We start from the raw sequence: 26,790 nt of genomic DNA on the forward strand, positions 1-26,790 counted from the left end.
TTTTGTGAACTTGTTCCTTATGACTCGGAGCTGAACGGCAGGCTCACGACCTCTTTCTTAAACGGTGTTCCAGAAGTAGCTTCTTCGGCAATAAGCCGAAATATCACAAAAATTTGAGAAGCAATTTTCGTAAATTCCTTCTTATTTCTTGAAGCTGACCACTTCTGTCACAACCTCTTTGATTACTTCGTTTGATTTTATTTTAATATAAGTTGATTAAAAGAGAGCATGATTTGTTTTATTTTCTCATTAATATTTCCAACACATCTAAGAATACCATAAAAGCTGGTTTTGGAGGAGGTTCCTGCTACAAGTCTAAAACGAAATTTAAGACTTTTCTCCATAAAATACTGGTTTATTTTGGTCTCATATAAAACTCACTGAAGGCCTCTTCACTTATAAATGCTTCTCCAGCTGCCAGTACGTCTTTCATTTGGATCGAATCGATGATTTCAGGAAGATCAAATAATGTTCGATCACCAAATAAACTTTGCGTAAATTGATTAGCAATATATTCGATTGAATTCAATGATTGGAAATATTGTCCAAGCATTTTCTTCTTCAGCAAATCGAGATTCATTTCTGACACTTCAGGATCATCAGCGAATCCAAGAATGATTTCTTTGACTTTTTCTGCTGCTTTCTCTGGTTCATCCGTATCTCCGCTGAAGTCCGCAAAGTGAAATTCACGATCCAAGCTGAATTCAAAACCAAAGCTGTCATCGATAATTCCTTGATTGTACATAGCTAGATAGTTTCGAGAAGTATTACCTAAAATCATTTGGAACAACAGATTGATAGCTGTTTTATAACGTAGTAGTTCTGTTCCTTCTTGCGGCAATGTGTCTAATCCTTTAATACCAAGTACAAATTTATCTCGTGTAATGGCTGCTTCCAATGCACTTTGTTTGATGATTTCTTTTGTGTTTTCTGGGAAATAACGTACAATTTCTTGCTTTGGCGGGAAATTTTTTGCTTCTTGGTTTTCCCGAATAAGTTTCATCAATTTCTCAGGCTCCATCTTACCAACTACAAATAAAACCATATTGCTTGGCTGATAAAACGTCCGATAGCACGTATACAAGTCTTGAGCTGTGATTTTGTCGATACTTTCAACCGTGCCCGCAATATCGATATGCAACGGGTGTGCAGGATACAAGTTATTTAGTATACCAAAAAACATCCGCCAGTTAGGGTCGTCTTCATACATTTGGATTTCCTGACCGATGATTCCTTTTTCCTTGTTTACAGTTTCTTCTGTAAAGTAAGGTGCTTGTACGAAGTCGATCAGTGTCGTCAGATTCTGTTCTACCTGATCAGTCGTAGAGAACAGGTAACTAGTTTTCGTAAAACTCGTGAAAGCATTAGCGGAAGCACCTTGCTGTCCAAATAATTGAAAAACATCGCCGTCTTCTTTTTCAAACAGCTTGTGTTCTAAGAAATGAGCGATGCCATCTGGGACTTTCACTTTTTCTTTTTCACCATAGGGAATAAATTCGTTATCGATCGAACCATAATTCGTACTGAACAAACCATATGTCTTGTGATAGTCGTTTTTAGGTAACAAATACACGGTCAAACCGTTTGGTAGTACTTCATGATAAAGCGTTTCATTGATTTGCTCATATTCTGTTTTATTCATTTGCATTTCCTCCTGCTAAAAAGAAGATTGCTTGCAATTCGATTTGCTCAGCTACTTGTTGTATCTCTTTGATCGTTACACTCTCCATACGTTTCAACCATTCTTCATCAGATAATTTTGTTTCCGGCAGCCAGCTATCCAAAAAAGAAGCTTCAATTGCCGCTTGCGGAGAGTCTAGAGAAAGCAGGTATTGGTTTCTTAGCATCGCTTTTGTCTGAGCTAGTTCCAAATCTGTTATTTCACCGTTTCGCAAGCTTTCTAATTGCTCGTGAATCAGGCGAAGTACTTGATTTCGGTTTTTTTCATCGATACCGGTCTGGACACTCATGAACCCTCGGAATGTATCCACACTGCTAGAGGCATAATAAGCTAGACTTTCTTTCTCTCTCACATTCATGAACAGTTTGGAGTGAGGAAACCCGCCAAATAAACCGTTGAAGACCATTAGCGCAAAACGTTCTGGCTCATCATAATACACATTTGTCTGATAAGCTAGATTCAGCTTTGCTTGAACGATTGGCTCACGGACTTGTCGTTCCTTGACGATATTCACTTGAGGCTGGGTATAAAACAATTCTGGATGAGCTGTTTCACGCGGCTCAAATGGTAATTGCCCCACAGCTTCGGCTGCTTTGTCCGGATCAACATCGCCGACAACAAAAATGTCAATTTGATCGTTCGCCATCATTTCTTGATAGTAAGCCGCTAGCGAACGAGCAGTGATCTTGTCTATTTCTTCCACTACGCCTAAACTTGGAATTTTTTGTTCCGGGCTGTTTTCAAAATAAAGTTCTTGCAGTGCATAGGAAGCAAAAGTTTGTTTATCTTCCTTCAAACTTTCCAAATAGAGACGCAGATTGTTCTTTTCCAAGTCAAACGTCAACTGATCAAACTGTTGATTTTTGATATTTGGATAAAATAAAACCTCTTTTAAAAAATCCACCGCTTGAGAGAAAAGGTTCGGATCATTGACATATTCGCCGTTCACAAAGCTGATTCCTACGTTTAGCCAATGCAAGTTCCCTTTTTTCCTTACTGATAGTCCGAAGCTTGCACCATAAAGCTCAGCAAGTTTCGCACTTAACTTTGTCTGATCCGGATAATTCAAACTATTTGTTTCCAGCATACTGCTGAGTAGTGAACGTTTTGTAATGACTTCTTGTTGCAGACGTGCAGTAAAACGGATAAAAATCCGAATCGTTTTGTATTGTTTTGTTGGTAAGACATGAAGATTCACGCCTTCTGCCAATTGATACACCATATTTATATGCTCCTTTTCATAGATGATTGCCTCTTACTCTTTTAGTAGGACAATCGGCCTTTTTTACTTATGCATCTGCTTGAAATATATAAGTACAGGCAATTCGCCGATTTTTCTAAATGATGTTACACTTTATAGTATAGCATAGAAGTTTTTTATCAAAAGGGACAGACGGCTAAAAGCGTATATCGTTTTTTTATTTTTTATTTTTCGATATACTAAAGACATACAAAAGAAGGGAGGGTCATTCATGATCAAAGAATTCAGAGAGTTCATCATGCGTGGTGATGTCTTGGATCTTGCTGTCGGTGTTGTTATCGGGAGTGCGTTTACAAGTATCGTAAACCAAGTGGTACAAGGATTAATCACTCCGCTAATTGGTTGGATTGTCGCTATGATCACAGGAACTTCTGATTTAGAAGGAGCACTTTCAATTCTTGACTGGTCGCCGACAAAAGGTGTCACATTTGCGTTTGGTAACGTTATTAGTGCTATCATTACATTCCTGATTACTGGTTTTGTCTTATTCTTAGTTGTCAAAGCGGCAAACCGTGCGAAGAAATTACGCGCCAAAGAAGCAGAAGAAGAAGTAGAAGAAACACCTACTGCAGAAGATTATCTTAGTGACATACGCGATCTTCTTGCCAAACAAGTGGCAGAAGACAATACGCATCCGGTAGAGCAAACAAATCTTTCAGATACTTCTAAATAATGAAGAATCTAAAAAAAAAAGAAAGCCGATTTTCAGTGTCGGCTTTCTTTTTTTAGATTCTTAACTTGTTACCTGTTCTTTTTTCATGTCGATATGCGGAATATCATCTTCCAAATACACATCTGAGATTGCCTTGAATCCAAAAGACTCATAAAAGGCCTGTAGATATTCTTGTGCACCGATCACAATTGGTTTTTCTGGAAATTTTTTCTGGATCATGTTGATCGTTTCTTGGACAATCTTTCTTCCTAAACCGTCTTTACGGTTATTTTGATGAACAAGAACGCGACCAAAATGGATGCACTCTGCTTCTTCATATACCCGCGTGTAGGCAAGGATCTTCCCATCAGTATCTTGGAAATACGTATGCCAAGCTTGTCCATCGATATCATCAACTTCTTGATAAGGGCACTGTTGCTCCACAACAAAGACTGCAATCCGTTCTTTGACGATTGCATAAAACTCTGCTGTCGACAATTCTTCAAATTTCTTTACCTGGTATTCCACTAAGTAAACGCCTCCTACTTTTTTATTATTAGCATACCGATTCATACACAAAAAAGCAAACGAACCTTACGAATCTCAGGCTCGTTTGCTTTTTAAACTGCTTCAGTTAAAAATTCGATCTCAACTGTCCGAGTAAGTACATCTGAATAGCTGTAAGATACTCGTTCAAAAGAATTTTCTTCAGGATCCAAGTCAACAACGAATACTGAAGGATAGGTTTCTGTTAAAACGCCGCGGCGTTCTGTTTGACGCTTTCTTCCTGTCTGAGCAACCAACATGATTGGGCTGCCGATACGACCTTCTAAATCTTTCTTGATTGAAGCTAAAGTTGTTGGCATACAGTTCACCTCTACTGCTAACTATACCACATATTTTTAAAATTTTCAAGTTTACCATAAAAAAAAAAGAAATGCAATAAAAATAAGTAAGAAGCTCATTAAGATTTTTCTAAATTATTCCTCATTATAAAATTTTAAGTGTTTTTTTATTTTGAGTTTTACCCTTCCATATGCACTCATCACTTGCTTGTGATCCATTGACAAACATTCAGCCATCTCCGCAAAATCAACCCCTTGCATGTAATAATGAAAAATTTGTGCTTCTTTTTTTGAAAATCGGATCTCGCAATTTTCGATTGCTTCTTTTAACAAAAGATGCTGAATCGCTAAAGGTTCCTGCAAGGTGATCTCTGCTAAAAAATCTGGTCCTTCTGTCTCTATTTTTTGGTCGATCGAGACTTCGTCTTTTTGGTCACGGCGCTTCAGCGCGTTCTGTTTTCTCAATAAAGAATAAATTTGATTGCTTATGATACTTTTATAATAACTTCCAAAGCTGACTCCTTTGCTTTTTTCGTAAGTTCTCAATGCCTGATATAAAGCGATCCTCGCTTCTTGTTCCCAATCCTCAGTAACATAATTTCTTAAATAGTAAGTGTTTTTCAAACGTAGTAAGAGTGGAAAATATTTTTGATACAGGGCAGCAAATGCTTCTTCGTCACCATTACGTGCAGCGCGCAATAACTCCTCAGACATAAAATAATTCCTCCATAAATTCGTTTATGGAGGAATCTTATCATCAATGATTCATCGAACTGATTAGAACGATATGTTATTTATTTTTTCTCATTAAATCGTCCAATTTTTGGGACAATTTTTTTAACTGCTCTTCATTCCACGGAGAATTACGTCGAAAATCAACAAAATGCATATCTTTATTTTCTTGGGCTATTGTTTTTTCCGTTTTTTTAATCGTTTTATATAACTCGTAAGCAGAAGTTCGCAACGCCCCCTGAGAAAAAATCATCCACTGTTCTGCTAGATCGCTTGTCGCCACTGTTACTTGTGTCAAACGATCATTCAGCTGCCCAGCGATTCTCTCGATATAACTGTCAGCCGTTTCATCTTCTTTCGTAAAAACAACATCCAACTGATATTTCCTATAATTTTGCTGGATGCCCGGTACTAATTGAGCATCGAAGACAACGATGACTTCCAGTCCTTCATATTTCGCATAATTTGATAAACGATGCAAAAGAGCTTCTCTTGCATCTGCCATTTTGTCCTGCTTTTTAAGCTGGACCAGTTCCGGCCACGAACCGATCATATTGTAGCCATCTACAATCAACAGCTGTTTTTTCATGACCTACTCCCCCTGACGTTGGGAAAAAGCCTGATACATCAGCAATCCAGCAGCAACACTGGCATTTAAACTTTGGACGTGCCCAGTCATTGGAATCGTCAGTAATTCATCCATTTCTTTTTTCAATCCTGGACTCATTCCTTTGCCTTCATTACCAATGACTAAAGCAATGGATCCTTTGGCATTCCATTTTTGGAAGTTTGTGCCGGTCATATCTGTGCCAAATACCCAAAATCCTATCTCTTTGAGCTGTTGCACAGCTTGTACCAAATTCGTCACACGTGCAACAGGCACATATTCCACTGCACCAGTGGAAGTCTTTGTTACGATAGGCGTGATTCCAACTGCTCGGTGTTTTGGTATGATCACACCATCAACGCCACTTGCGTCTGCTGTCCGTAAAATCGACCCAAAATTGTGTGGATCTTCGATACTATCCAAAATCAAAAAGAAGGGGTCTTCTTTTTTCTCTTTTGTTCGTTCAATCAGTTGGTCAAGGGATAAATATTCATAAGGTGTAATCGCAAGAACGACTCCTTGATGCACGCCATGATTGCTCAAAGTTTCTAATTTTTGTTTAGGGACCCATTTGACCGGTACAGCTTGCTCACGTGCGATTTCTTTCAGTTCTTCTACTTTTTCTCCTCGTGAATCTTCTTGAAGAAAGAGTTTATTCCCTCGCCCTTGTTGTAGCGCTTCTACTGCGGCATGGTGTCCAAAGACGAAATTATCTTCTAATGCTTCTTCATTTTGATCAGAAACTGACTGATTTCGTCCAGTTTGCTTTTTATTTGGATATCTATTTTGTTTTTTGTCTTCAAATCCACGTTTCGATTGATGTTTGTTTGTTCTTTCTTTACCCATTTTTTTCACCAACTTTCTGAATACACCAGCGGATCAATTCTTCCATCCGCTCGGTTTGTTTTGTCAAATGCAGATAACCCATCAGTGCTTCGAACCCTGTTGCGACCCGGTAAGTCGTAACGTCAGCATTTTTTGCACTCGTATGGCTTTTGGCATTTCTTCCTCTGCGATAATAAAGCTCTTCTTCTTCTGTCAAAAGATGTTCCTCCAGCATTTGCTGAATCAAAAAAGCTTGTGCATTCGCAGAAACATAATTCGTTGCCGCACGATGCAGCTTATTGGGTTTTGTTTCTCCTTGATCGATCAGGTGGTCGCGAACATAGATTTCGTAAATCGCATCTCCCACGTAAGCCAAGGCTAAACCGTTCAATTGTGTGTAATCTCTCATGCTTCTCTTCTCCATCGGGTTCCTTGGGGTGTATCTTCTAATAAGATCCCTTTTTCTTTCAACAAATCACGGATTTCGTCGCTTCGGGCAAAATCACGATTGCTTCTTGCTTGATTTCGTTCTTCGATCAATTGTTCAATCTCTTCATCCAATAATTCTTCTGCTGTAAATAAAATACCGAAGATCGAAAGCCATTGCGAGAATAAAGCTTCTCCCTGTGCCAAGACAGCGGCAGAAACTTCCGGCTGGTCTAGATAAGTGTTCAGCCATTTAGCAAGCTCATAGACCACTGTGATCCCATTTGCTGCATTAAAATCATCGTCCATTTCTTCGATGAATCGCTGTTCCAAATTTTCTAACAAAGCGATTTTATCCGCATCATCTGCCAAATTCTCTGAGGCAGTTTCTTGGCGGAATTTCAAATTGTCAAACGTATTCTTCAGTCGTTGTAAATTGGTGGCTGCTTCTTTCATCGTCGTTTCACTGTAACGGATCGGACGACGGTATTGTGTGGTCGCCATGAAGAAGCGCAAGACTTGTGGATCGACGTTTTGGATCATTTCATGCACAGTGATGAAATTCCCTAGAGATTTACTCATTTTTTCATCGTCTTCGCCAATCGTTACATAGCCATTGTGCATCCAGTAATTAGCGAATTTTTTCCCTGTTTTCGCTTCACTTTGTGCGATTTCATTTTCGTGATGAGGAAATTCCAAATCTTGCCCGCCACCATGGATATCGATCGTTTCGCCTAAATGTTTTGTTGCCATGACGGAACATTCGATGTGCCAACCGGGACGTCCTTTGCCCCATGGTGAATCCCAAGAAATCTCGCCTGGTTTTGCTTGTTTCCACAAAGCGAAATCTAATGGGTCTTCTTTTTGCTGCTGTTCTTCACCAGTACGCTGACTTGCGCCGACTTCCAATTCATCGATGGATTGGTCACTTAATTTCCCATAGTTTTCAAATTTACGGGTACGGTAATACACATCACCTGAAGATTCATAAGCATAGCCTTTTTCAACCAACACTTGAATAAATGCTAAAATATCTGGCATATGGTCCATGACTCTGGGATGCAGTGTAGCAGGCTCGACATTCAACGCTTTCGTATCTTCTTCAAATGCTCGGATGAAACGATCAGCGACTTCTGGTGCTGTGATGCCTAATTCGTTTGCTGTACGGATGATTTTATCGTCTACATCCGTGAAATTCGATACAAAATCGACTTTATAGCCTCGATATTCAAAATAGCGTCGAATCGTATCGAAAGCAATGGTACTACGAGCATTTCCGATATGGATATAATTATACACAGTCGGTCCGCAGACATACATACCGACATGTCCCTTTTGTATAGGAATGAATTCTTCTTTTTTTCTGGTCAATGTATTGTAGATTTTTATCATTCTGATCTCCTCACTTTTTCTCCTTTGATTCGAACGACTTTTGCTGGTACTCCTACCGCTGTAGCATCGTCTGGAACATCTTTCAACACAACGGCACCTGCACCGATTTTTGCGTTTTTTCCGATCGTTACCGGTCCTAATATCTGCGCATTCGCAGAGAGCATGGCTCCTTGTTTGACCGTTGGATGTCTTTTACCTGTTTCTTTTCCCGTACCGCCTAATGTTACGCCATGGAACAAAATCACATCATCCTCGATTTCTGCAGTTTCGCCAATGACGATTCCCATTCCATGGTCGATGAATACACCTGTTCCAATCGTTGCTCCTGGATGGATTTCAACACCTGTCAGGAAACGCCAAAATTGAGCATTGATCTTCGCCAATAAAAAGAGCCGATGCTGATATAAAAAATGAGAGAAACGATGCCAAAACAAGGCATGAAAGCCAGGATAGGTCAAAACGATCTCCGCTGTCGAACGTGCAGCCGGATCGTTTCTCTTTGCTGCATCAATCGCTCGGGCAAACCAACTCATGACTTTCCACTCCTTTCGTAAGTATTTTATGTAGGAAAACAGCTTCTTATAAAGAAAAGAAGCGCCTTTTAAATAAGTTTCCTTATCAAAAGACGCTTTCCGCGTGGTTCCACTTTTCTTCATAATCAACGATTATCTCTGACAGCTAACGCCTGTTATACGTTCTTGGCTACTTCGTTTCCTGTAAAACAGTTTCTCCTGTTTTCTGTATTTTCGCCAAGACCACTCCCAGAGGCATTTCGGCAACCATTCATTGATACCTTGCACCACCCGGTATCTCTCTTGTAATGATCAGCTGCTTACTTTTTTCTGTTCATCGTGTTTAGTTCAGTACTTGATTTAAATGTGCTAATGATTTTTCACGACCAAGCAATTCGATCGTTTCAGGCAATTCTGGGCCATGCATTTGTCCTGATACAGCTACACGGATCGGCATGAAAAGATTTTTCCCTTTTACGCCAGTTTCTTTTTGAACAGCTTTGATGGCAGCTTTTACAGTTGGAGCATCTACTACTTCCATTTGTTCTAGCTGTGCTTTAAATGCATGGAGAACAGTAGGAACTGTTTCACCAGCAAGTACTTCTTTTGCTGCTTCATTCAATACAGGATGTTCATTGAAAAATAGCGTAGACAGATCAACGATTTCTGCAGCATAGCTCATTTGAGGTTGATACAGGCTAACGATCTTCTTCACCCATTCGATTGTCTTTTCATCTGGGTTTTCTGCTACACGACCATCAGCGATTAGATAAGGCAGACACATGTCAGTAAATGCATCTAGATCCATTGCTTTGATGTAATGGTTGTTTACCCATTGCAGTTTTTTCGCATCGAAAGCTGCGGGTGATTTACTTAGGCGTTTTGGATCGAACATTTTGATCAATTCTTGGTGTTCGAAGATTTCGTCTTCGCCCACAGGTGACCAGCCCAATAATGCGATAAAGTTGAACATTGCATCTGGTAAATAACCTAATTCGCGATATTGTTCGATAAATTGTAAGATTGATTCGTCACGTTTGCTTAGTTTTTTGCCTGTTTCACTGTTGATGATCAACGTCATATGTCCGAATGTTGGTGGCGTCCAGCCAAATGCTTCATAGATCATCAGTTGTTTTGGTGTATTGGCAATATGGTCATCTCCACGTAAAACGTGAGTGATTTTCATCAAATGATCATCGACCGCAACAGCAAAGTTATAGGTTGGCATACCATCGCGTTTTTGGATGACAAAGTCGCCGCCGATATTATCGGATTCGAACGAAATAGCGCCTTTTACCATATCTGTAAATGCGTATTCTGTATTGCGAGGCACACGGAAACGTACAACAGATTCTAGACCTTGTGCTTCTTTTTCTGCTTGTTCTTCAGGTGTCAAGTTCGCACATGTTCCTGCGTAATGAGGCATTTCTCCTCTTGCGCGTTGTGCTTCCCGTTCTGCTTCTAATTCTTCTTCTGTGCAATAGCATTTGTATGCTCGATTGCTAGCAAGTAACTGATCAATCAGCGGTTGATAGATTTCTTTACGTTCAGATTGACGGTAAGGGCCGTATTCTCCAGGATTTTCAGGAGATTCATCCCAATCCATTCCCAACCAAGCAAGGTTTTCCAACTGGCTTTTTTCGCCATCTTCGATATTACGTTTTTGGTCAGTATCCTCAATACGAATAATAAAGTCTCCATCATTGTGGCGGGCAAACAAATAATTGAACAATGCAGTTCTTGCATTTCCAATATGCAGGTGCCCAGTTGGACTTGGTGCATAGCGTACGCGTACTTTCGTCATTTTCTTCCTCTTCTTTCAAACTAGACTTTGACTAACAGTAAAAATTCCGTCAGTTACGGCTTCTCAAATATCATTTATTTAAAGCCACTCAGCACAAATTTTACCTTTTCTAAGGTAAATAGTAAAGCCAACTGGTTGAATTTCCTTACCAGTTGGCTGAATTTCTTTTTTATTTTGATTGTTTTGTCTTTTTCTCTGTCTCTTTTTTATTGTCGATCCCTCGTCCTGCATGGGCAGGTTTAGCAAAGATCATGCGTCCAGCGGCTGTTTGAAGAGCGCTTGTCACAACGACTTCGATACGTTCATTCATGTAATGCTGTCCATCTTCTACGACAACCATCGTGCCGTCATCAAGGTAGGCTACCCCTTGCTGGCGTTCTGTCCCAGCTTTTACTACTAGAACATTCATCGTTTCGCCAGGAATGACGACTGGTTTCACGGCATTTGCCAACGCATTGATATTAAGAACAGGTACATTTTGGAATTCAGAGACTTTATTCAAGTTATAGTCATTGGTTACGATGACACCGTCTAAAAGCTTGGCTAATTTGATCAATTTGCTGTCTACTTCGCTGATATCTTCAAAGTCTCCATCATACATTTCGACAGATATACCTTCTTCTTTTTGCAAAGCATTCAAGATATCTAATCCGCGACGACCACGCACACGTTTCAAACTATCCCCTGAGTCCGCGATGTATTGTAGTTCGTAAAGAACAAAATTAGGGATCATCAAGGTTCCTTCTAAGAATCCAGTCTTTGTAATATCATAAATCCGACCATCAATGATCACGCTTGTATCCAAGATTTTATATTTATGGAAATTTTCTCCTGATTTTCGTTCTAACAGTTGGCTCTCCACTTGGCTAGCTGTTTCTTGCTCGATTTTTTTACTTCGTGAACCAAAGACTTTCTTCCATTCTTCGATTCGTGTCGTTCCCATTCTCAATCCCAGATAACCTAAGATGATCATCAGTAAAATCGGCAATACACTATTGACGAATGGAATTTCCATATTGTAAAGAGGGGTTGAGATCACAACGCCCAAAGTCAATCCGATGATCGCACCGATCGCACCGAAGAGAAGATAAGTCAAACTGACCTCGCTTAGTTTTTGTTCTACTTGTTTGATAATAGCTGAGATATGTTTGGCCAACAGCAAAGATAATAAAAAGAAAATAAGTGCGCCTAACAAGCTGTTGGTAAATGTATTATTCAGCCACCCATTTGACTGTTGACCAATTGCCTGCCAAGCTGAGGGTAAAAATGAAATACCCAAGCTTGCGCCGACAATGATCATCAGCAACGTAATGACACGTTTTTGCATCGTTTTTCCTCCGTTTCGACAATCATTTATTATTTAGCGGAACACACGCTTCAACGTTTCAGCCAAAGTTGCTACTCCAACGATCTCGATTCCTTTTGGCGCTTCCCAGTTGCCTAAGTTGTTTTTAGGCAGGTAAACTTTTGTGAAGCCGAGTTTTTGGACTTCTTTGACCCGTTGTTCAATATGACTGACACGTCTGATTTCTCCAGTCAGTCCGATTTCACCGATGAAACATTCCGTCGGCTGTGTTCCTTTTTCTTTGTAGCTTGAAGCAATACTGACAGCGATAGCTAAATCAATCGCTGGTTCATTTAATTTTACCCCACCTGCAGCTTTTAAGTAAGCATCTTGATTCTGAAGAAGTAGTCCAGCTCTTTTTTCCAGCACTGCCATGATCAGAGATACACGATTGAAATCAAGACCTGTTGTTGTTCGCTTAGCATTTCCGAACATAGTAGGTGTGACTAATGCTTGGATCTCTACCAAAATTGGACGTGTTCCTTCCATTGCTACAACGATAGCAGAGCCAGTCGCACCGTCTAGGCGTTCCTCTAAGAAAATCTGTGAAGGGTTAGCGACTTCTTCCAATCCATGCTCATGCATTTCAAAAATCCCAATCTCGTTCGTTGAGCCAAATCGGTTTTTTACCGCTCGTAAAATTCGGAAACTATGATGTTGTTCACCTTCAAAATATAACACTGTATCCACCATATGCTCTAACATTCTTGGACCGGCGATCGAACCTTCTTTCGTAACATGACCGACGATAAAGATGGCAATCCCATTTGTTTTAGCGATTTTGAGTAATTCTGCAGTGGTTTCTCTTACTTGGCTGACGCTTCCTGCCACACTTGTGATGTCTGGCTGCGTCATCGTTTGGATGGAATCAATAATAACATAATCAGGGGAGATATGTTCGATGGCACGACTGATTTCATTCATATCTGTTTCAGCGTATAGATAAAATTCTGTGTTGATACTTCCGAGGCGCTCCGCGCGTAATTTTATCTGTTCTGCGCTTTCTTCGCCGGATACATACAAGACTTTCCCGCCTATGGCTGCTAATTGCTGAGAAACTTGTAATAGCAAAGTGGATTTACCAATACCTGGATCACCACCGATCAAGACCATGGATCCCGGTACCACACCTCCACCTAGCACACGGTTCAGTTCTTCTAATTTCGTTTTGACCCGAGGTTCTTTTTTAGGGACGACGTCTGCTATTTTTGTTGGTTTCGCTTTTTCTCCTGTCAAACTTGTTCGCGTTCTGCGGTCTGTTGTATCTTGTTCGATTTCTTCGACCATCGTATTCCATTTTCCGCAATTTGGGCAGCGTCCCAAGAACTTAGGCGACACATACCCGCAATTTTGGCAAACAAATTGTACTTTTGATTTTTTTGCCATTGTACCGCCTCCTTTTATTCTAACCATGAGACATTAAATCAAGCTTAAATTTCTTTATCGTTTTATTTACTGGAAGAACCAAATCCGCCTTGACGTTGAGCAGTCGTTTGATCTTGATCTGCTTTTAAAAATGGCAAGAAGATCCCTTGACCGATACGCTCACCTTTTTTGATCACTACATCCTTGAAACCAAAGTTGGTGAATTGGAACATGATATGGCCTTCATTTGCCTCATTATTGTAATAATCGCTGTCAATCACACCCACGCCGTTCGTCAACACTAAAAACCGCTTCAACGGATTGCTTGAACGGTTAGCAAGCTGCAAAAATTCATCTTCTCCCATGTAGGCTTTGATCCCAGTAGGTACGAGGATCGGTTTCAACTGTTTTTCATTTTCTGATACGTCTTTTTTCAATGTATCTGCGATTGTTTCCAATCCTTTTTTCCAGCCTGCTTTCCAGATACTTGGAATCACGACCTCTTCTGCTGCTTCAAAATCATAGCCAGCAGCATGATGTGTAGCGCGCTGCGGTAGATTGATATTTTGCTCTTTATATTTAGAAATAACTTCAAATCCTCTTTTTCTCACCGGTTTTCCTCCCTAAATAAACTACTCCTATTCTAACATATTCGAGGCTATAAAAGACTCTCTTTACAAATTCTTCAAGAAATTCTGCTATCCTAAAGTCAACCATTAACGCGTTCTTTTACCGAACAACTGCAAGTTGTACAAAAAAACTATTTTTTACATGACTTTACTCGTCAAAACAAGTAGAATAGAACGAAATTAATGAGTGGATATTTGATTGAGGTGTCACATGCGTAAAGAAATAAAAAATGCAAAACGAATTATTGTCAAAGTAGGAACAAGTACATTGATCTATCCCAATGGAAACATCAATCTTGCGGCGATCGATCAGTTAGCTTTTGTCCTTTCCGATCTTAGAAATCGTGGAAAGGAAGTGATCCTAGTCTCATCGGGAGCTGTAGGCGTCGGTATGCATAAATTACATTTGTCAGAACGTCCGACTTTGATCCCTGAACAGCAAGCTGCGGCGGCTGTTGGTCAAGCCGAATTGATGAATATCTATAATCAAAGATTCAGTGTATATAATCAGCAGACAGCACAAATCCTCGTGACAAGAGACGTGGTAGATTACCCTGAAAGTCGTAAAAATGTGAGGAATACATTGGAACAGCTTTTGATCATGGATACGATTCCTATCGTGAACGAAAACGATACTGTCGCAGTAGATGAATTAGATCATCTGACAAAATTTGGCGATAATGATCAGCTGTCAGCAATCATGGCAAAACTTGTCGCGGCAGACCTTTTGATCGTTCTTTCTGATATCGACGGTTTTTATTCAGATAATCCGACTACAAATCCCGAGGCTCAGATGTATCGCTATATCGATAAAATCGATGAAAAGATTCTGGCACAAGCAGGTGGTGCAGGCAGCACCTTTGGAACAGGCGGTATGCAAAGTAAATTAAAAGCAGCTTCTAGGATATTTGAAGCAAACAGTGCAATGATTCTAGCAAATGGAAAAAATCCGGCAATCATTTTTGATATTCTTGCAGGAAAAGAAGTAGGTACTTTATTTAAGGAGGACTTGAAATGACTGATTTGATGCAATTAGGGCAACAGGCAAAAGATAGTGCGCAACAACTAGCACTTATGCCTACAAACCGTAAAAATGAGCTACTTGTTCAGATGGCGAAAACCATCAAAAAGAATCAACAAGCGATCATCGAAGCAAATCAGAAAGACTTAGAAAAAGCAGTCGAAAACAATATCAGTGAAACGATGCAAGACCGCTTGCAGCTGACACCTGAGCGAATCAATGCCATGGCTGCAGAGATCGAAAAGATTGCTTCGTTAGACGATCCTATTGGAAAAGTAGATGAGATGTGGACGAACACCGACGGATTGAGAATCGGCAAAAAGCGCGTGCCCCTCGGCGTGATCGGTATCATTTACGAATCTCGTCCAAATGTCACGACTGATGCAGCCAGTCTAGCGTTCAAATCAGGGAATGCCGTTATCCTTCGCGGTGGCAAAGAAGCATTCTTCTCGAACCAATTACTGGTCCAACTATTGCAGCAAGTACTGGTCAGTGCTGGCGAATCTCCTTATGCCATCCAGTTTGTCGATGATACTTCACACGAAACTGCAGGACAGTTAATGCGATTGACAGAATACTTAGATGTGCTGATCCCTCGAGGCGGAGCAAAATTGATCCAACGAGTCAAAGAACAGGCAACGGTACCTATCATTGAAACAGGTACAGGAAATAATCACGTATACATCGATAAAGAAGCACAGTTGTCTATGGCAGTGAAAATCATCGTCAATGCAAAAGCTTCCCGTCCTTCTGTCTGCAACGCGGCAGAAACATTACTGATCCATTCTGAGATCGCACCCTTTTTCTTACCAGCCATTGAAAAAGAACTGGTAGAACACGGCGTCTCTTTACGTGCGGATGCTCGTGCGTTAGAATATCTAGAGACAGCTGCTTTAGCAGAAGAGGCAGATTGGGATACTGAATATCTAGATTATATCCTTGCCGTCAAAGTAGTCGATTCTTTAAGTGAAGCAATTGCGCATATCAACCGACATAACACCAAGCATTCAGAAACAATCGTGACAGATAGCTATTCGGCTAGTCAGCGTTTCTTGAATGAAGTGGACGCGGCGGCTGTCTATGTCAATGCCTCCACTCGTTTTACAGACGGATCGGTATTTGGTTTTGGTGCAGAGATCGGCATCTCCACTCAAAAGCTACATGCCCGTGGTCCAATGGGGTTAAATGAATTAACTTCCACAAAATATATCATTTATGGCGATGGACAAATCCGCGAATAATGTTTCGTGTGAAACATTATTCACGCCTTTTGCCTTTTTACTGTAAAGGTTCTATCCAATTAGAAAGGTGTCAATATGTTTGAAATTTTAATGATTTTTTTTATTTACCTTATTTCTCTGAATATCGCTGCTTTTCTAGGAGTCGGTATTTTATCCCTTTTTTTTCAGTTCAAAAAACGAAGCATAGGGAGTCAACGGGAAAAATGGGCGCAGTATTTTGACAAAATTGGGCCAAAAGGTTTGGTTGCTCGCTTACACATCAGCTATATGGTTGCATTATGCCTGTTAGCTGGAGTCAATTACTATTCTTTTTTCGATCATTCAATTGCCTATACGATTACGTTGCTGATTGCTGGTATCTTTCACTTATCTTATAAATATCAGCTGAATAAAAACCACTTGAATCGGACTTTCCGCTAAAAAATATCCGTACGATAAGTAGGGTGCTTTGAACATCGGCAAAAAACTGCCGAACTTTTTAGAGCGTGGGACAAAAGTAAAGAAAAACTTTTGTCCCACGCTCTAAACATGTATAAACGGCGGGAGCAGAAGCAACTCCTTCGGAAATAAGCTGAAATTCGCAAAAATTTGAAAAGCAATTTTCGTGAATTTCTTCTTATTTCTTGGAGTTAAACGCTTCTGTCCCAGCCTCTTTCCATATAAACGGTGTTCTCCTACCAGCTGCCTGGTAAATCTGTTTCCTCTTCGTTAAGAAGTGAAAATCCGTCAAATGTTTCGCCATCATAATAACGAAGCAGCTCATCCATGGACAAGTTCATCGTTTTTTCTTCTTCCGCTGATTCTGCCAATAGCTGTTCCCGATACACCTGATACATACCAGCTATTTTTTGCTGCATCGCTTTTCTAGTTTCACCTTCCGCGTTGATCATTGGCAATTCTTTGATATAGCCACGATAAATCAACCGATCATCTGAAAATTCAATGGGTAATTCAACGAGTGTCAACCCGACTTCCTGAAAATATTCTTCCAGCATCTATTATCCCCCCATTCTTTTTCTTAAATGAATTTTAGCTTACCTACTGAAAATTTTCCAGTTTCATTATTTTGAGAAAAAAAGGGAATGTGACAAAAATCGTGTCACATTCCCTTTTTCCGAATAAACGGTGTTCAATCAGCTGTCCTTCGGTATTCGCTCAACAAATGGCAAAATATGAAGAACTACTTTTCCGTTGCTTCTCTAATACTCAGGTCAAAGCGCTGATTTCACAATCTCTTCCTTAAACAGTGTTCAAAAGCTTGCATCTGCGGTAATAAGTCCAACCAAACGAAAAATAGGAGGAGCTATTTTTGTTTGGCTGTTCTTATTACTTGATGCAGGACAGCTTTTTCACAACCTCTGATTTCTTATTCTTCTTCATTTGTAGCAAAATAATTACGGTGATAAATGATACAACATACACTGATAAGAACAATGGCCCCTGCAAAATAAAACGCATAGCTTTCACCAATATGTTCGCCGATCACACCTGCAATAAATGGTGCTAAAGCTCCACCGAAAAAGCGGACAAAACTATAGCTGGAAGAAGCAACGTTTCGTTGCAGACCGGGTATTTCCATAGCAATCGTCGTCAACAGTGTATTGATGATTCCTTGGAAAAATCCTGCTAACACAATACTGATCGGTACAAGGACTGGCATAGAAGTTCCAGCTCCTAATAACAGCAAACAAATAATGAATAAGACAAATGCAGCTAAAATCGTCCGATAAGTCGTAAACTTCCGCTCAAGAGCTGGTGCAACGAAAATCGAAGCAATAGCCAGAAGCACACCCCAGCCAAAAAATACAAAACCGACTTCTAATTCAGAATAGCCAATCAATAAAAATGGCGCATACGCAAGTAAAGTAAAGAATCCGAAATTATATAACAATGCGATCAGTCCAACTGAACGAAGTTTATGATTGCTTAACGCTTTGACACCTTCCCAAAGGCCTACTTTTCTCTTTGATTTCTCAGTTTCAGGTAAAAGTACCGCTAGGGCTATAAAACCGCAAAACATCAAAAATGCTACCCCAAAAAATGGATAACGCCATGAACCGCTGCCCAAGACCCCACCGACTAGCGGGCCAACAGCCATTCCGCAGCCAAGAGCTGCTTCATACATCATGATTGCTTTTTCTGTGTTACCGACTAAAATACTGACGATCGTTGCTAAAGCAGTAGAGACAAATAAAGCATTCCCGACTCCCCAGCCAGCACGTAACCCAATCAACATACCGATATTGCCAGATAATCCACCAAGACCAGCGAATACAACGATGATAAACAATCCGGTCATCAATGTTTTTTTCAAGCCAATCCGACTAGATAGGAAACCTGTAAATAGCATCACCACACCAGTGACTAGCATGTAACTAGTAAATAACAGGGTCGTTTCAGCTGGCGTAGCGTTTAACTGTGCAGCAATCGTTTTTAAGATCGGGTCTACTAGGCCCACTCCCATAAAAGCGATCATACAGGTAGCTGCTACAACTAGCGCCGAACTTTTCCCCTTTGTTTCTTCATTTGTTTGTTCTTGTATATCTATTTGATTCTCCAATATATCCATCCCTTTCTCTCTATTAGCATCATACATGATTTATTTTACATGTAAATATGCACATGTAAAACATGGAAATTTTACTGTGATATAATAAAGAAAATAAGACGAGAGGTAGGATTTTTATGAATACTTTAGCCTATATATTATTATGCGTGCTTTTATCCAAACCGCGTTCTGGGTATGAATTGAAGCAGCTGATCACGATTTTTTGGGAAGCTCATCACAGTCAGATTTATACGACGCTTGCCAAGTTAGACCAGCAGGGTTATGTGACCGTTTTGGACAAAGACGAGCACTCTCAAAAAAAGATCTACCACTTGACTGATGAAGGACGTGCCCTTGTGGAGGAATGGATCAAAGAGGAGACCCCAGCTCCTACACAAAAAGATGAATTTTTAGCAAAAATCTATGCTTTTTCAACACTCGACAAAACAACAGCTACTGGACTGCTATTCACTAGAGAACAACAGCTGAACAAAATCATGCAAAAAAATCAAAAAAAATTGAATGACCTCTCGCTAGACAAGAGACAAGAATTTGGGCGTTATGTTGTGATCCAGCGCCGAATCATGCTTTGTCACCAGGAACTCCAATGGTGTCAGCAAGTAAGAGAACAAATGCAGCCGTTTTTTGAGTAATGGATAAACAGAACCTTTCTAGATTTATCTATTAAGCAACGAATCCTCTTCACTAAAAGAACGATACAGCTGAAAAAGAAAAACGATCCGAAAGACAGGCAAAAACCTATCGTTCGGATCATTTTTCTTTCTAGAACTGCATTGAAGGGACTGTGACAAAAAGCAAGTCACAACCTTTTTTTCAAATAAACAGTATTCCATCATTCATTGCTTTGAATGGCTTTCAACACACTTCTTGAAAGTGGGCCAACGATGATCAACTGCAACGGTAAAGCGGCAATCACATTCATTTTCCAAGCATTCATATAAGCAGAGAATAATTGATCAGGTATTCCTTGTTCCATGATCACACCAAACAAAGACATACATGTGACCATTCCTAAAACCATCAAGCAGGAAATAGTTAAGATCATTTGGATCTTGCTTTCTGGATTTACTGGTAGTTTAAAGGCAATTTTTTTCGCCAGCACACCGATGATGAAGACATCCAAAATGAAAGCCACCACGAATCCAGGCACTAGACCAATCAACAAACTTGATAAATGAAGATCTTGATGCAGCCATAAATTATACGCGCTCATCCCCAAGACCATCAAAAAACACATCATTGTTGTAAAAATTATTCCTTCTTTTTTATTTGTAGGCAATCTGTACCACTCCTTTAAATTTGTCACGAAAATCATCGTAGCACATTTAAAAATTTCTCGTAAGTACTTTTTTTATTTTCTGCCCTTTTATTTCATAAACTTCATCAGCCGTACGTTCGACAAAGTAGGAATCATGAGAAGTAAACAAAATCGTTCCCGGATATACTTGCATCAGCTGCTCTAAAGCTTCGATCGTTGCCATATCAATGAAATTAGTCGGTTCATCTAACAGCAACACATTACTTGGCTTAGTAAAAAGCAAAGCAATCGTCAAACGGGTCGCTTCTCCCCCACTTAACGTACACAACGGTTTCGTCAGAGTTTCCTGAGCAAACCCTAAGTGATTCAGCAAACTACGGACAAGCGATTCCGAAAACTCTGTTTGTCTCATGACAAAACGAATGACGGATTCTTCAGATGTCATTTGATAATCCTTTTGCTGATAGACTTGAAAGCTTACTTTCGGCGAAAGGAGGATTCCTTCTCCTTGTTTGCGGATATGTTCCAATAAGGTTGTCTTACCTGAACCATTTTCGCCGACAATCGCGATTTTTTTACCTAAAGAAAATTGAAAATCGCTATTTATCAGTAATATTCTCCCGTTTCTTTCCAATTGGATATTTTGTCCCATGATTGGATAACGATTGTGGAGTGCAAGAGATTTTGGTACTGGAAAACGGATTTGTTTCATCTGTTGCGGCTTAGTTGTTTCTCCTATTTTTTGGAGTCTTCTCTCTAATGTTTTCGCATTCTTTTGGATGGCTTTTTGTACACTGTCTTTTTGTTTAGAGGAAGACAACCGATCCGGTCTGATTTGTTGCTTTTTCTTTTTACTAGACACTTTTTCCAACTTTTCCGCTTGTTTTTTCTTTTCTTGGATCGATTTTTCCAATCGTTTTTTCTCTTTCATGATCGACTCTGCTTCTCGTAGCTGAGTCTTTTTCTCCAATTCCTTTTGAGTGAGATAGGCACTATAATTCCCCGAAAACTCTCGGATTTCTCCGTCTTTTACTTCCCAGATTTTCGTTGCCAGCTCATCTAGAAAATAGCGGTCATGACTAACAAAAATCAGCGTGCCATAATAATAACGAAGCTCTTCAATCAGTCGATCCACACTTTTTCTATCTAGATGGGTCGTCGGCTCGTCTAGAAGCATCCCTTGTTCATAAGAAGAAAGAAGACGTATCAACTCGATCTTTCGTTCTTCCCCTCCACTCCATTTCCGTTCCGAAGTTTCTTCCAGTTTTAACTGGAAATGACTGGCTAATTCCAAATTCAGATCCTTTGTTTCAGCAAGATAGGTTAATTGAGGCAGATAGTTGAAAGTGATCTCTGTTTGGATTTTCCCTTGATTGGGGATAAGTTCTCCGGCTATCAGTTTCAGCAACGTTGATTTACCGACTCCATTTTCTCCTATGATTCCTATCCGATCTTGCTGATAGACACGAAGAGAATCAATAGATAATTCTAACTGGTTACCAAAACGAACTTGCAGGTTTGTTATATTTATTGCTAAATTTTCCATATGTTTTACACTCCTATTTCATGTAAAACAACAATTATCGATACTAAAAAAGAGCAGAAAAATCTGTTTGCAAAAAAACTGCATAACATCTTTTCCTACTCTGAACGAAATAACTATGACTAAATCATCAAATCTGTCATAGCTTTCACCTATTCTACTGTCGTTCGAAAAAATGGACATACTCCACCCATGAAATTGTTGTTTATACATGTCTTTTGAATTTATTTAGTTGTTATTCAAAAGTTCAAAACGTAATTTCATCGATGCAGTCATTTTTCCGACCTCCTTTTTTATTAGGTTACCACACACGATTCAAAAAAAGCAATAGCTACTGAATAGTAACTGAAAACCTTTTATTTGAACGTAGTGATCTTTTCTGGTGCTAAACGAACAGACTCATAACCTTCTTCTACCGCTTTTCCTATTGATAAAATAATAACTGGAACATAGCGGTCTTTATCCAAACCAAATGCCTCTGCCAACTGATCTGCTTCGAATCCACCAATTGGATTTGTTTCATAGCCATGATCACGTGCAACTAACATGAATTGCATAGCCGCTAAGCTAGAATCGACTTTGACTACATCGTTCATTTCTTCTCTTGAAAAGCTCTTGTAATAAGGAATGATCGCAGCTAATTGTTGATCTCTGACTTCTTTTGGCATCTTCCCTGATTCGTAAGCTTGGTTATAGATTTCTTCGCCATATTCGTAACATTGCATATCGCCAAAAATCATGACCATTGCAGAAGAAGTATCATTTTGTCTCGTATTGAAACGGATCAAAGGACGCAAGATTTCTTTTGCTTCCTCGCTTTCAGCGACCACAAAGCGCCATGGTTGCATGTTGACAGAAGAAGGAGCAGTCGTCGCTTCTTTGATCATTTCCAGCATTTCTTCGTGTGGGATTTTGTATGTTTCATCATATACGCGAACGGATCTTCTACCAGTCATAATTGTTGAAAAATCATTTTTTTGTTCCATTATTATTAACCTCTTTCGTTTCTGTTGTTATATTGCAAAGTTGGGTATTCAATTTATCTAAAAGTGTTAGGAATTGTTTCATTTCTGCATCGCTGAAAGCTGGGGACAGCACGGAACCTGTATCTTTATGGTCCATTTCACAATGCTCGATTTTCTGCTGGGCTTTTTCTGTCAGTGCTACGTACACTTCCCGGTTGTTCTGAGGATTTCTCTGACGCGAAACATAGCCGTTTGCTTCTAAAACCTTCAGATGACGTGTAACTGCTCCTTGATCAATCTGCAACTTTTCTTGCAAACTGCTTTGCAGCAATGGATTTTCTTCTTTCAGTCTCATCATGATCTCATATCTAGTAAGACTTATACCGATATTTTCCTCAAAGATCTGGACGATTTTTTGATCGGCTAATTTGATTTGATATAAAAGGTGGCTAATCTCTTCTAAAGACATAATTTCCTCCTCTCTAATAATTGACTAGTCAACGATTGACTTGTCAATAATAGAATAAAAAAAGAAAAAAGTCAAAGAATCAGCTGTGAAATTAAAAAACAAAGGCTTTCAATAGAAATGAGTGTAAATAAAAGAAATCTCTTGTAGAATGAAAAGAAGGAACAATAAAAAAGAAAGAGAGGATAATGATGTGAGAAAAAGAATAGTAGCCGCAGTATTTCTCTTAGTGAATGCGACGTTGTTACCTAATAGTCTCGTATTTGCTGATACCGTTTTGGCAAATGTTCAAACAACAGAAACATCTACCCTATCAGAAGATGAAAGCGCACCATCCCAATCAAGCCTATCTGGAGAGAATTCCTATCAAAATCTAGAAGACAGCTCTTCTGCAGTATAAAATTTTACACCGCCAAAAATCTCTGGAAATCCCTCTTTGCAAGGAGCAATGGTAGATTTGAACAAATGAAACCTGATAAAATCCACCTTTCAGCTTCAAAACAAACAAAGGAATCGTTCATTCAGCAGCAATCTGCTCATAGCTACATTGATACGCAAGGTGTGTATGAGATTGTCTCTACTGATGTCCAGCTATCCGATGGACAATGGGTGGATAAAGGAACGATCCAACTAGTCATACCAACAGAGCCAACAGAACAAGTCACCAATTATCTGGCCTATTATGTAGCAAAAAAAATCAAAACCTATTCTTTACCCTTGGAAAAATCAGCAGATTTCTTGATGTTTGACGATTCGATCACTCTAGACAAGGAGCATTTTCTTTCTTCCGTACGTGCGTATTACTCAGAAGTTGCAGCTGGTCCTATCATTCAAACACATATAAGTATGACAGAAACCTATACGACTCTGAATGAAACAGATATTTATCCTACCTTCTATCGCCAAGAAGAACATCAAAAAATATCTGGACCAGCCCTCATCACGGATAAAGTAGCGTTATCGGATCAAACAACTTGGGTACATATCCAAACAGCAAACTATGAAGGATGGGTAGCAGCAAACTCTGTAACTGCTCATGAGCCAAAAACAGTTCCAGTTGAAGCATCACAAGGTCAGCTTTCTGAATCAGCCGTTGCCTCTCTGTCACTTGATCAAGCTTGGTTAGAACAATCAGAGGAAACCATTTCACATTCAGAAAGTTATCACGTACAAAGAGCAGTCCAAATCAGCGATCAAGTGTTTTATGCGCTGACAGCAAAGGATTCTTCAATCGTTTTTGTCTCACAGAAAGAATTCCAACCAGAGGATCCAGTATCAGCAGAGACTGATTCCTCAAATGAACAGATAGTAACAGCTGAAAGTACAGCATCTGATTCAAAAGAAACAACTGATTCTTCTTTCCAGCCGCAAAACAAAGTGCCACAGACAGATGAATCTACCTTGCGTACTGCACATCCATCTATTACTTATAGTACACATGTCAAAAATCGTGGTTGGCTGCCAAATGTTTCTAGCGGTCAACTTTCAGGAACAACAGGTCAATCTTTACAAGTAGAAGCTTTTCGTATCCATCTTTCATCCTCCCTCTCTGGTGCTATTGAATACACCTCTTATGTCCAAGGTTCAGGATGGCAAAATTGGGTAGCTAATGGCGCTATTTCTGGAACGACTGGACAAGTCAAACAGATTGAAGGAATCAATATTCGATTAACTGGACAATTAGCAGCAACTTACAATGTTTATTATAGAGTCCATGTACGAAATTTTGGCTGGCTTCCTTGGACAATGAACGGAAATCCTTCCGGAACACTTGGGTACGGTCATCAAATCGAAGCAATTGAAATCCAATTATTGGACAAAAACAGTTCCGGCCCTGCTACTAACGGTATTTCTTATATCGAAAAGGAACCATCCGTATTGGCGAATACTCACGTAACTAACAGAGGATGGTTAGGCCAGACAGATGCTGCTACTCAAGCTGGTACGACTGGCCAACGGTTAAGTCTTCAAGCAATGCAACTGCGTTTATCTGAAAATACAATTGGTGGCGGTATCACTTATCAATCCCATATCGCTAACAAAGGTTGGGAAACCAACTGGGCACAAAATGGCACGATTTCTGGTACGACTGGACAAAATCTGCCTATTGAGGCGATCCGCATCAATCTGACTGGCACAATCAGCACCCGATATGACGTTTATTATCGTGTACATGCACAAGAATTCGGCTGGATGAACTGGGCAAAGAACGGTGAATCAGCTGGTACACAAGGCTATGCTTACCGTGCAGAAGCGATTCAAATTGTATTAGTAAGGAAAGGAGGAGCCGCACCTGGTGCAACTACTCGCGCCTTTCGTATAGCTCCACCTAGAATCACGTTGCAAGGACATGTATCGAATATTGGCTGGGTAAGCCAAACGAGCCTGAACAACTCGATCAGCTACGCAAATCAAGGAAGACAATTTGAAGCGATTCGCGCAAATTTAAGAACATCAAGGTATACTGGCGGTATCCAATATGATTCACACATAGCTGACAGCGGTTGGACCAGAACTGTATCCAATGGAGCGATCTCAGGAACGACTGGACAAAATCGCTCTCTTCAAGCCTTTTCCTTTCAGTTAACAGGAGAACTTGCTGAAAACTATGATATTTATTATCGTGCCTTTGTTCGTTCCAGAGGCTGGTTAGGCTGGGCATCAAATGGACAAAAAGCAGGCTCTGTCAGAATGAATTTGCCTGTTGAAGGTATCCAGCTAACCATTGTTGAAAACGACCGGCGGCCAAGCGGCTATCAGCCAAACCAACTGACGATTCTAGGACAAGTGAATGATCAGACACCTCAGGGAAGATTCATCAATTCTGTCAGCCAAAGTGCGAATCGTATCGCGCCTGCTCATGGCTTGTATACTTCTGTCATGTTGGCTCAAGCGATCCTAGAAACAGGATATGGCACAAGCTATCTAGCTCAGCACGCGAATAACTTCTTTGGGATGAAATTCAAAGACGGCGAAGATGAAGGAAAGTATGGCTATATCTGGCATATATCTAACGAAGTGATTAATGGTGTCGTTGTCCCTGTCAATTCAAAATTTCGGGTCTATCAGTCCACTGACCAATCCTTCTTAGATAACGCCTTAAAATTAAGATATGGTGTTTCTTGGGACCCAAACCGATATGCGGGGACATGGAAAGTCAATGCACGTTCTTATAGAGATGCTACCCGTGCATTAACAGGAACATACGCGACAGATCCTGATTACGGTCAAAAATTGAATAATCTGATCGAATATTGGAAGCTGGATCAATTTGATTGAACGGGTATAAAAAGAGGTTGTGACAAGAATGTTGTCACAACCTTTTTTGAGTAAATGGTGTTCAAAAACTTGCATCTACGGTAATAAGTCCAGCCAAACGAAAAACATGAGAAACTGCTTTTGTTTGGCTGTTCTTATTACTTGATGCAGGACAGCTTTTTCACAACCTCTTCCTTAAACGGTGTTCAATCAGCTGACCCTCGGTATTAGCTCAAAAAACGGCAAAATATGAAGAACTATTTTTCCGTTTGTTTCTCTAATACTCAGGTCAGGACGCTGATTTCACAACCTCTGATACATGGTGTTCCAGAAGTACCTTCTTCGAGAATAAGCCGAAATCTCACAAAAATTGGAGAAACAATTGTCGTCAAT

The 26,790-nt window shown here is 39.9% G+C and carries 27 protein-coding genes and 1 other annotated feature; of the genes, 7 read left to right on the plus strand and 20 right to left on the minus strand.

Annotation, left to right across the window (positions count from 1 at the left end; all coding sequences use genetic code 11):
- Positions 1 to 355 precede the first annotated feature (355 nt).
- A complete protein-coding gene (gene yfmH, locus IGK53_RS12130) occupies positions 356 to 1,642 on the minus strand; it encodes an EF-P 5-aminopentanol modification-associated protein YfmH (RefSeq protein WP_002293084.1) in 1,287 nt (428 codons plus the stop codon).
- Positions 1,635 to 2,903, minus strand: coding sequence for an EF-P 5-aminopentanol modification-associated protein YfmF (gene yfmF, locus IGK53_RS12135; protein ID WP_002293085.1), 1,269 nt, complete (start codon positions 2,901 to 2,903; stop codon positions 1,635 to 1,637). The genes yfmH and yfmF overlap by 8 nt, the downstream gene beginning before the upstream one ends.
- Before the next feature lie 250 nt (positions 2,904 to 3,153).
- On the opposite strand from yfmF, the gene mscL reads away from it, so the two are divergent.
- A complete protein-coding gene (gene mscL, locus IGK53_RS12140) occupies positions 3,154 to 3,615 on the plus strand; it encodes a large conductance mechanosensitive channel protein MscL (RefSeq protein WP_002293086.1) in 462 nt (153 codons plus the stop codon).
- A gap of 60 nt (positions 3,616 to 3,675) precedes the next feature.
- Here the strand turns inward: mscL and IGK53_RS12145 are convergent, their stop codons facing one another.
- The 12 genes from IGK53_RS12145 to IGK53_RS12200 all read right to left on the minus strand — a co-directional run bounded on the left by IGK53_RS12145 (position 3,676) and on the right by IGK53_RS12200 (position 14,058).
- Positions 3,676 to 4,122 carry a GNAT family N-acetyltransferase gene (locus tag IGK53_RS12145; protein ID WP_002293087.1) on the minus strand — a complete coding sequence of 149 codons (447 nt, stop codon included), beginning with the start codon at positions 4,120 to 4,122 and terminating at the stop codon, positions 3,676 to 3,678.
- A 92-nt stretch (positions 4,123 to 4,214) separates the two neighbouring features.
- Entirely contained in the window at positions 4,215 to 4,460 is a 246-nt protein-coding gene (locus IGK53_RS12150; protein WP_002287434.1) for a Veg family protein, read from the minus strand.
- Between the two features lie 114 nt (positions 4,461 to 4,574).
- Positions 4,575 to 5,153 carry a sigma-70 family RNA polymerase sigma factor gene (locus IGK53_RS12155; RefSeq protein WP_002293088.1) on the minus strand — a complete coding sequence of 193 codons (579 nt, stop codon included), beginning with the start codon at positions 5,151 to 5,153 and terminating at the stop codon, positions 4,575 to 4,577.
- A 76-nt stretch (positions 5,154 to 5,229) separates the two neighbouring features.
- Positions 5,230 to 5,760 carry an NYN domain-containing protein gene (locus IGK53_RS12160; RefSeq protein WP_002293089.1) on the minus strand — a complete coding sequence of 177 codons (531 nt, stop codon included), beginning with the start codon at positions 5,758 to 5,760 and terminating at the stop codon, positions 5,230 to 5,232.
- A gap of 3 nt (positions 5,761 to 5,763) precedes the next feature.
- Positions 5,764 to 6,624: a 23S rRNA (guanosine(2251)-2'-O)-methyltransferase RlmB gene (gene rlmB / locus IGK53_RS12165; RefSeq protein ID WP_002293090.1), complete on the minus strand. Its 861-nt coding sequence runs from the start codon at positions 6,622 to 6,624 to the stop codon at positions 5,764 to 5,766.
- Complete coding sequence (locus IGK53_RS12170; RefSeq protein WP_002293091.1) at positions 6,617 to 7,012, minus strand: Mini-ribonuclease 3; 396 nt, start codon at positions 7,010 to 7,012, stop codon at positions 6,617 to 6,619. The genes rlmB and IGK53_RS12170 overlap by 8 nt, the downstream gene beginning before the upstream one ends.
- Entirely contained in the window at positions 7,009 to 8,421 is a 1,413-nt protein-coding gene (gene cysS, locus IGK53_RS12175; RefSeq protein WP_002293093.1) for a cysteine--tRNA ligase, read from the minus strand. The genes IGK53_RS12170 and cysS overlap by 4 nt, the downstream gene beginning before the upstream one ends.
- On the minus strand, positions 8,418 to 8,954 hold the full coding sequence (epsC, locus tag IGK53_RS12180) for a serine O-acetyltransferase EpsC (RefSeq protein WP_002293094.1): 537 nt from the start codon (positions 8,952 to 8,954) through the stop codon (positions 8,418 to 8,420). Before epsC ends, cysS begins: the two co-directional genes overlap by 4 nt.
- A gap of 85 nt (positions 8,955 to 9,039) precedes the next feature.
- Positions 9,040 to 9,280 (minus strand) — a binding site (T-box leader).
- Positions 9,277 to 10,737 carry a glutamate--tRNA ligase gene (gene gltX / locus IGK53_RS12185; protein ID WP_002293095.1) on the minus strand — a complete coding sequence of 487 codons (1,461 nt, stop codon included), beginning with the start codon at positions 10,735 to 10,737 and terminating at the stop codon, positions 9,277 to 9,279. It overlaps the preceding feature by 4 nt.
- A 169-nt stretch (positions 10,738 to 10,906) precedes the next feature.
- Complete coding sequence (locus IGK53_RS12190) at positions 10,907 to 12,064, minus strand: PIN/TRAM domain-containing protein (RefSeq protein ID WP_002287448.1); 1,158 nt, start codon at positions 12,062 to 12,064, stop codon at positions 10,907 to 10,909.
- 33 nt (positions 12,065 to 12,097) lie between these two features.
- Positions 12,098 to 13,468 (minus strand): DNA repair protein RadA, encoded by a 1,371-nt coding sequence (gene radA, locus IGK53_RS12195; protein WP_002293096.1) that lies wholly within the window; start codon positions 13,466 to 13,468, stop codon positions 12,098 to 12,100.
- Positions 13,469 to 13,530: 62 nt separating this feature from the next.
- Positions 13,531 to 14,058: a dUTP diphosphatase gene (locus IGK53_RS12200; RefSeq protein WP_002293097.1), complete on the minus strand. Its 528-nt coding sequence runs from the start codon at positions 14,056 to 14,058 to the stop codon at positions 13,531 to 13,533.
- A 229-nt stretch (positions 14,059 to 14,287) separates the two neighbouring features.
- Here IGK53_RS12200 and proB point away from each other — a divergent pair, with 229 nt between their 5' ends.
- The 3 genes from proB to IGK53_RS12215 all read left to right on the plus strand — a co-directional run bounded on the left by proB (position 14,288) and on the right by IGK53_RS12215 (position 16,758).
- Positions 14,288 to 15,094, plus strand: a complete 807-nt coding sequence (gene proB / locus IGK53_RS12205; RefSeq protein ID WP_002287451.1) for a glutamate 5-kinase — start codon at positions 14,288 to 14,290, stop codon at positions 15,092 to 15,094.
- On the plus strand, positions 15,091 to 16,338 hold the full coding sequence (locus tag IGK53_RS12210) for a glutamate-5-semialdehyde dehydrogenase (RefSeq protein ID WP_002329828.1): 1,248 nt from the start codon (positions 15,091 to 15,093) through the stop codon (positions 16,336 to 16,338). Before proB ends, IGK53_RS12210 begins: the two co-directional genes overlap by 4 nt.
- A gap of 75 nt (positions 16,339 to 16,413) precedes the next feature.
- A complete protein-coding gene (locus IGK53_RS12215) occupies positions 16,414 to 16,758 on the plus strand; it encodes a hypothetical protein (RefSeq protein WP_002293100.1) in 345 nt (114 codons plus the stop codon).
- Positions 16,759 to 17,012: 254 nt separating this feature from the next.
- Here IGK53_RS12215 and IGK53_RS12220 read toward each other — a convergent pair whose 3' ends face one another.
- Both IGK53_RS12220 and IGK53_RS12225 read right to left on the minus strand, forming a co-directional pair.
- Entirely contained in the window at positions 17,013 to 17,333 is a 321-nt protein-coding gene (locus IGK53_RS12220) for a hypothetical protein (RefSeq protein WP_002293149.1), read from the minus strand.
- Positions 17,334 to 17,704: 371 nt separating this feature from the next.
- A complete protein-coding gene (locus tag IGK53_RS12225; RefSeq protein ID WP_002329827.1) occupies positions 17,705 to 18,907 on the minus strand; it encodes an MFS transporter in 1,203 nt (400 codons plus the stop codon).
- 116 nt (positions 18,908 to 19,023) lie between these two features.
- On the opposite strand from IGK53_RS12225, the gene IGK53_RS12230 reads away from it, so the two are divergent.
- A complete protein-coding gene (locus tag IGK53_RS12230; RefSeq protein ID WP_430604818.1) occupies positions 19,024 to 19,539 on the plus strand; it encodes a PadR family transcriptional regulator in 516 nt (171 codons plus the stop codon).
- 200 nt (positions 19,540 to 19,739) lie between these two features.
- Here the strand turns inward: IGK53_RS12230 and IGK53_RS12235 are convergent, their stop codons facing one another.
- From IGK53_RS12235 to IGK53_RS12250, 4 genes are all read right to left on the minus strand, one after another.
- Positions 19,740 to 20,186, minus strand: coding sequence for a DUF2798 domain-containing protein (locus IGK53_RS12235; protein ID WP_002310470.1), 447 nt, complete (start codon positions 20,184 to 20,186; stop codon positions 19,740 to 19,742).
- A 46-nt stretch (positions 20,187 to 20,232) separates the two neighbouring features.
- Positions 20,233 to 21,711, minus strand: coding sequence for an ABC-F type ribosomal protection protein Msr(C) (msr(C), locus tag IGK53_RS12240; RefSeq protein WP_002329826.1), 1,479 nt, complete (start codon positions 21,709 to 21,711; stop codon positions 20,233 to 20,235).
- A 353-nt stretch (positions 21,712 to 22,064) separates the two neighbouring features.
- A complete protein-coding gene (locus IGK53_RS12245) occupies positions 22,065 to 22,694 on the minus strand; it encodes a nitroreductase family protein (RefSeq protein ID WP_002310475.1) in 630 nt (209 codons plus the stop codon).
- Positions 22,678 to 23,142: a MarR family winged helix-turn-helix transcriptional regulator gene (locus tag IGK53_RS12250; protein ID WP_002315865.1), complete on the minus strand. Its 465-nt coding sequence runs from the start codon at positions 23,140 to 23,142 to the stop codon at positions 22,678 to 22,680. Before IGK53_RS12250 ends, IGK53_RS12245 begins: the two co-directional genes overlap by 17 nt.
- A gap of 190 nt (positions 23,143 to 23,332) precedes the next feature.
- Here IGK53_RS12250 and IGK53_RS12255 point away from each other — a divergent pair, with 190 nt between their 5' ends.
- Together IGK53_RS12255 and IGK53_RS12260 are read left to right on the plus strand one after the other, a co-directional pair.
- Positions 23,333 to 23,539 carry a hypothetical protein gene (locus IGK53_RS12255; RefSeq protein ID WP_002329825.1) on the plus strand — a complete coding sequence of 69 codons (207 nt, stop codon included), beginning with the start codon at positions 23,333 to 23,335 and terminating at the stop codon, positions 23,537 to 23,539.
- A 65-nt stretch (positions 23,540 to 23,604) separates the two neighbouring features.
- Positions 23,605 to 26,418, plus strand: a complete 2,814-nt coding sequence (locus tag IGK53_RS12260; protein ID WP_002329824.1) for a glucosaminidase domain-containing protein — start codon at positions 23,605 to 23,607, stop codon at positions 26,416 to 26,418.
- The last annotated feature ends 372 nt before the right edge of the window (positions 26,419 to 26,790 follow it).

This window comes from Enterococcus sp. DIV1224, assembly GCF_050555455.1.
In the GTDB taxonomy this organism is placed as follows: Bacteria; Bacillota; Bacilli; order Lactobacillales; family Enterococcaceae; genus Enterococcus_B; species Enterococcus_B lactis.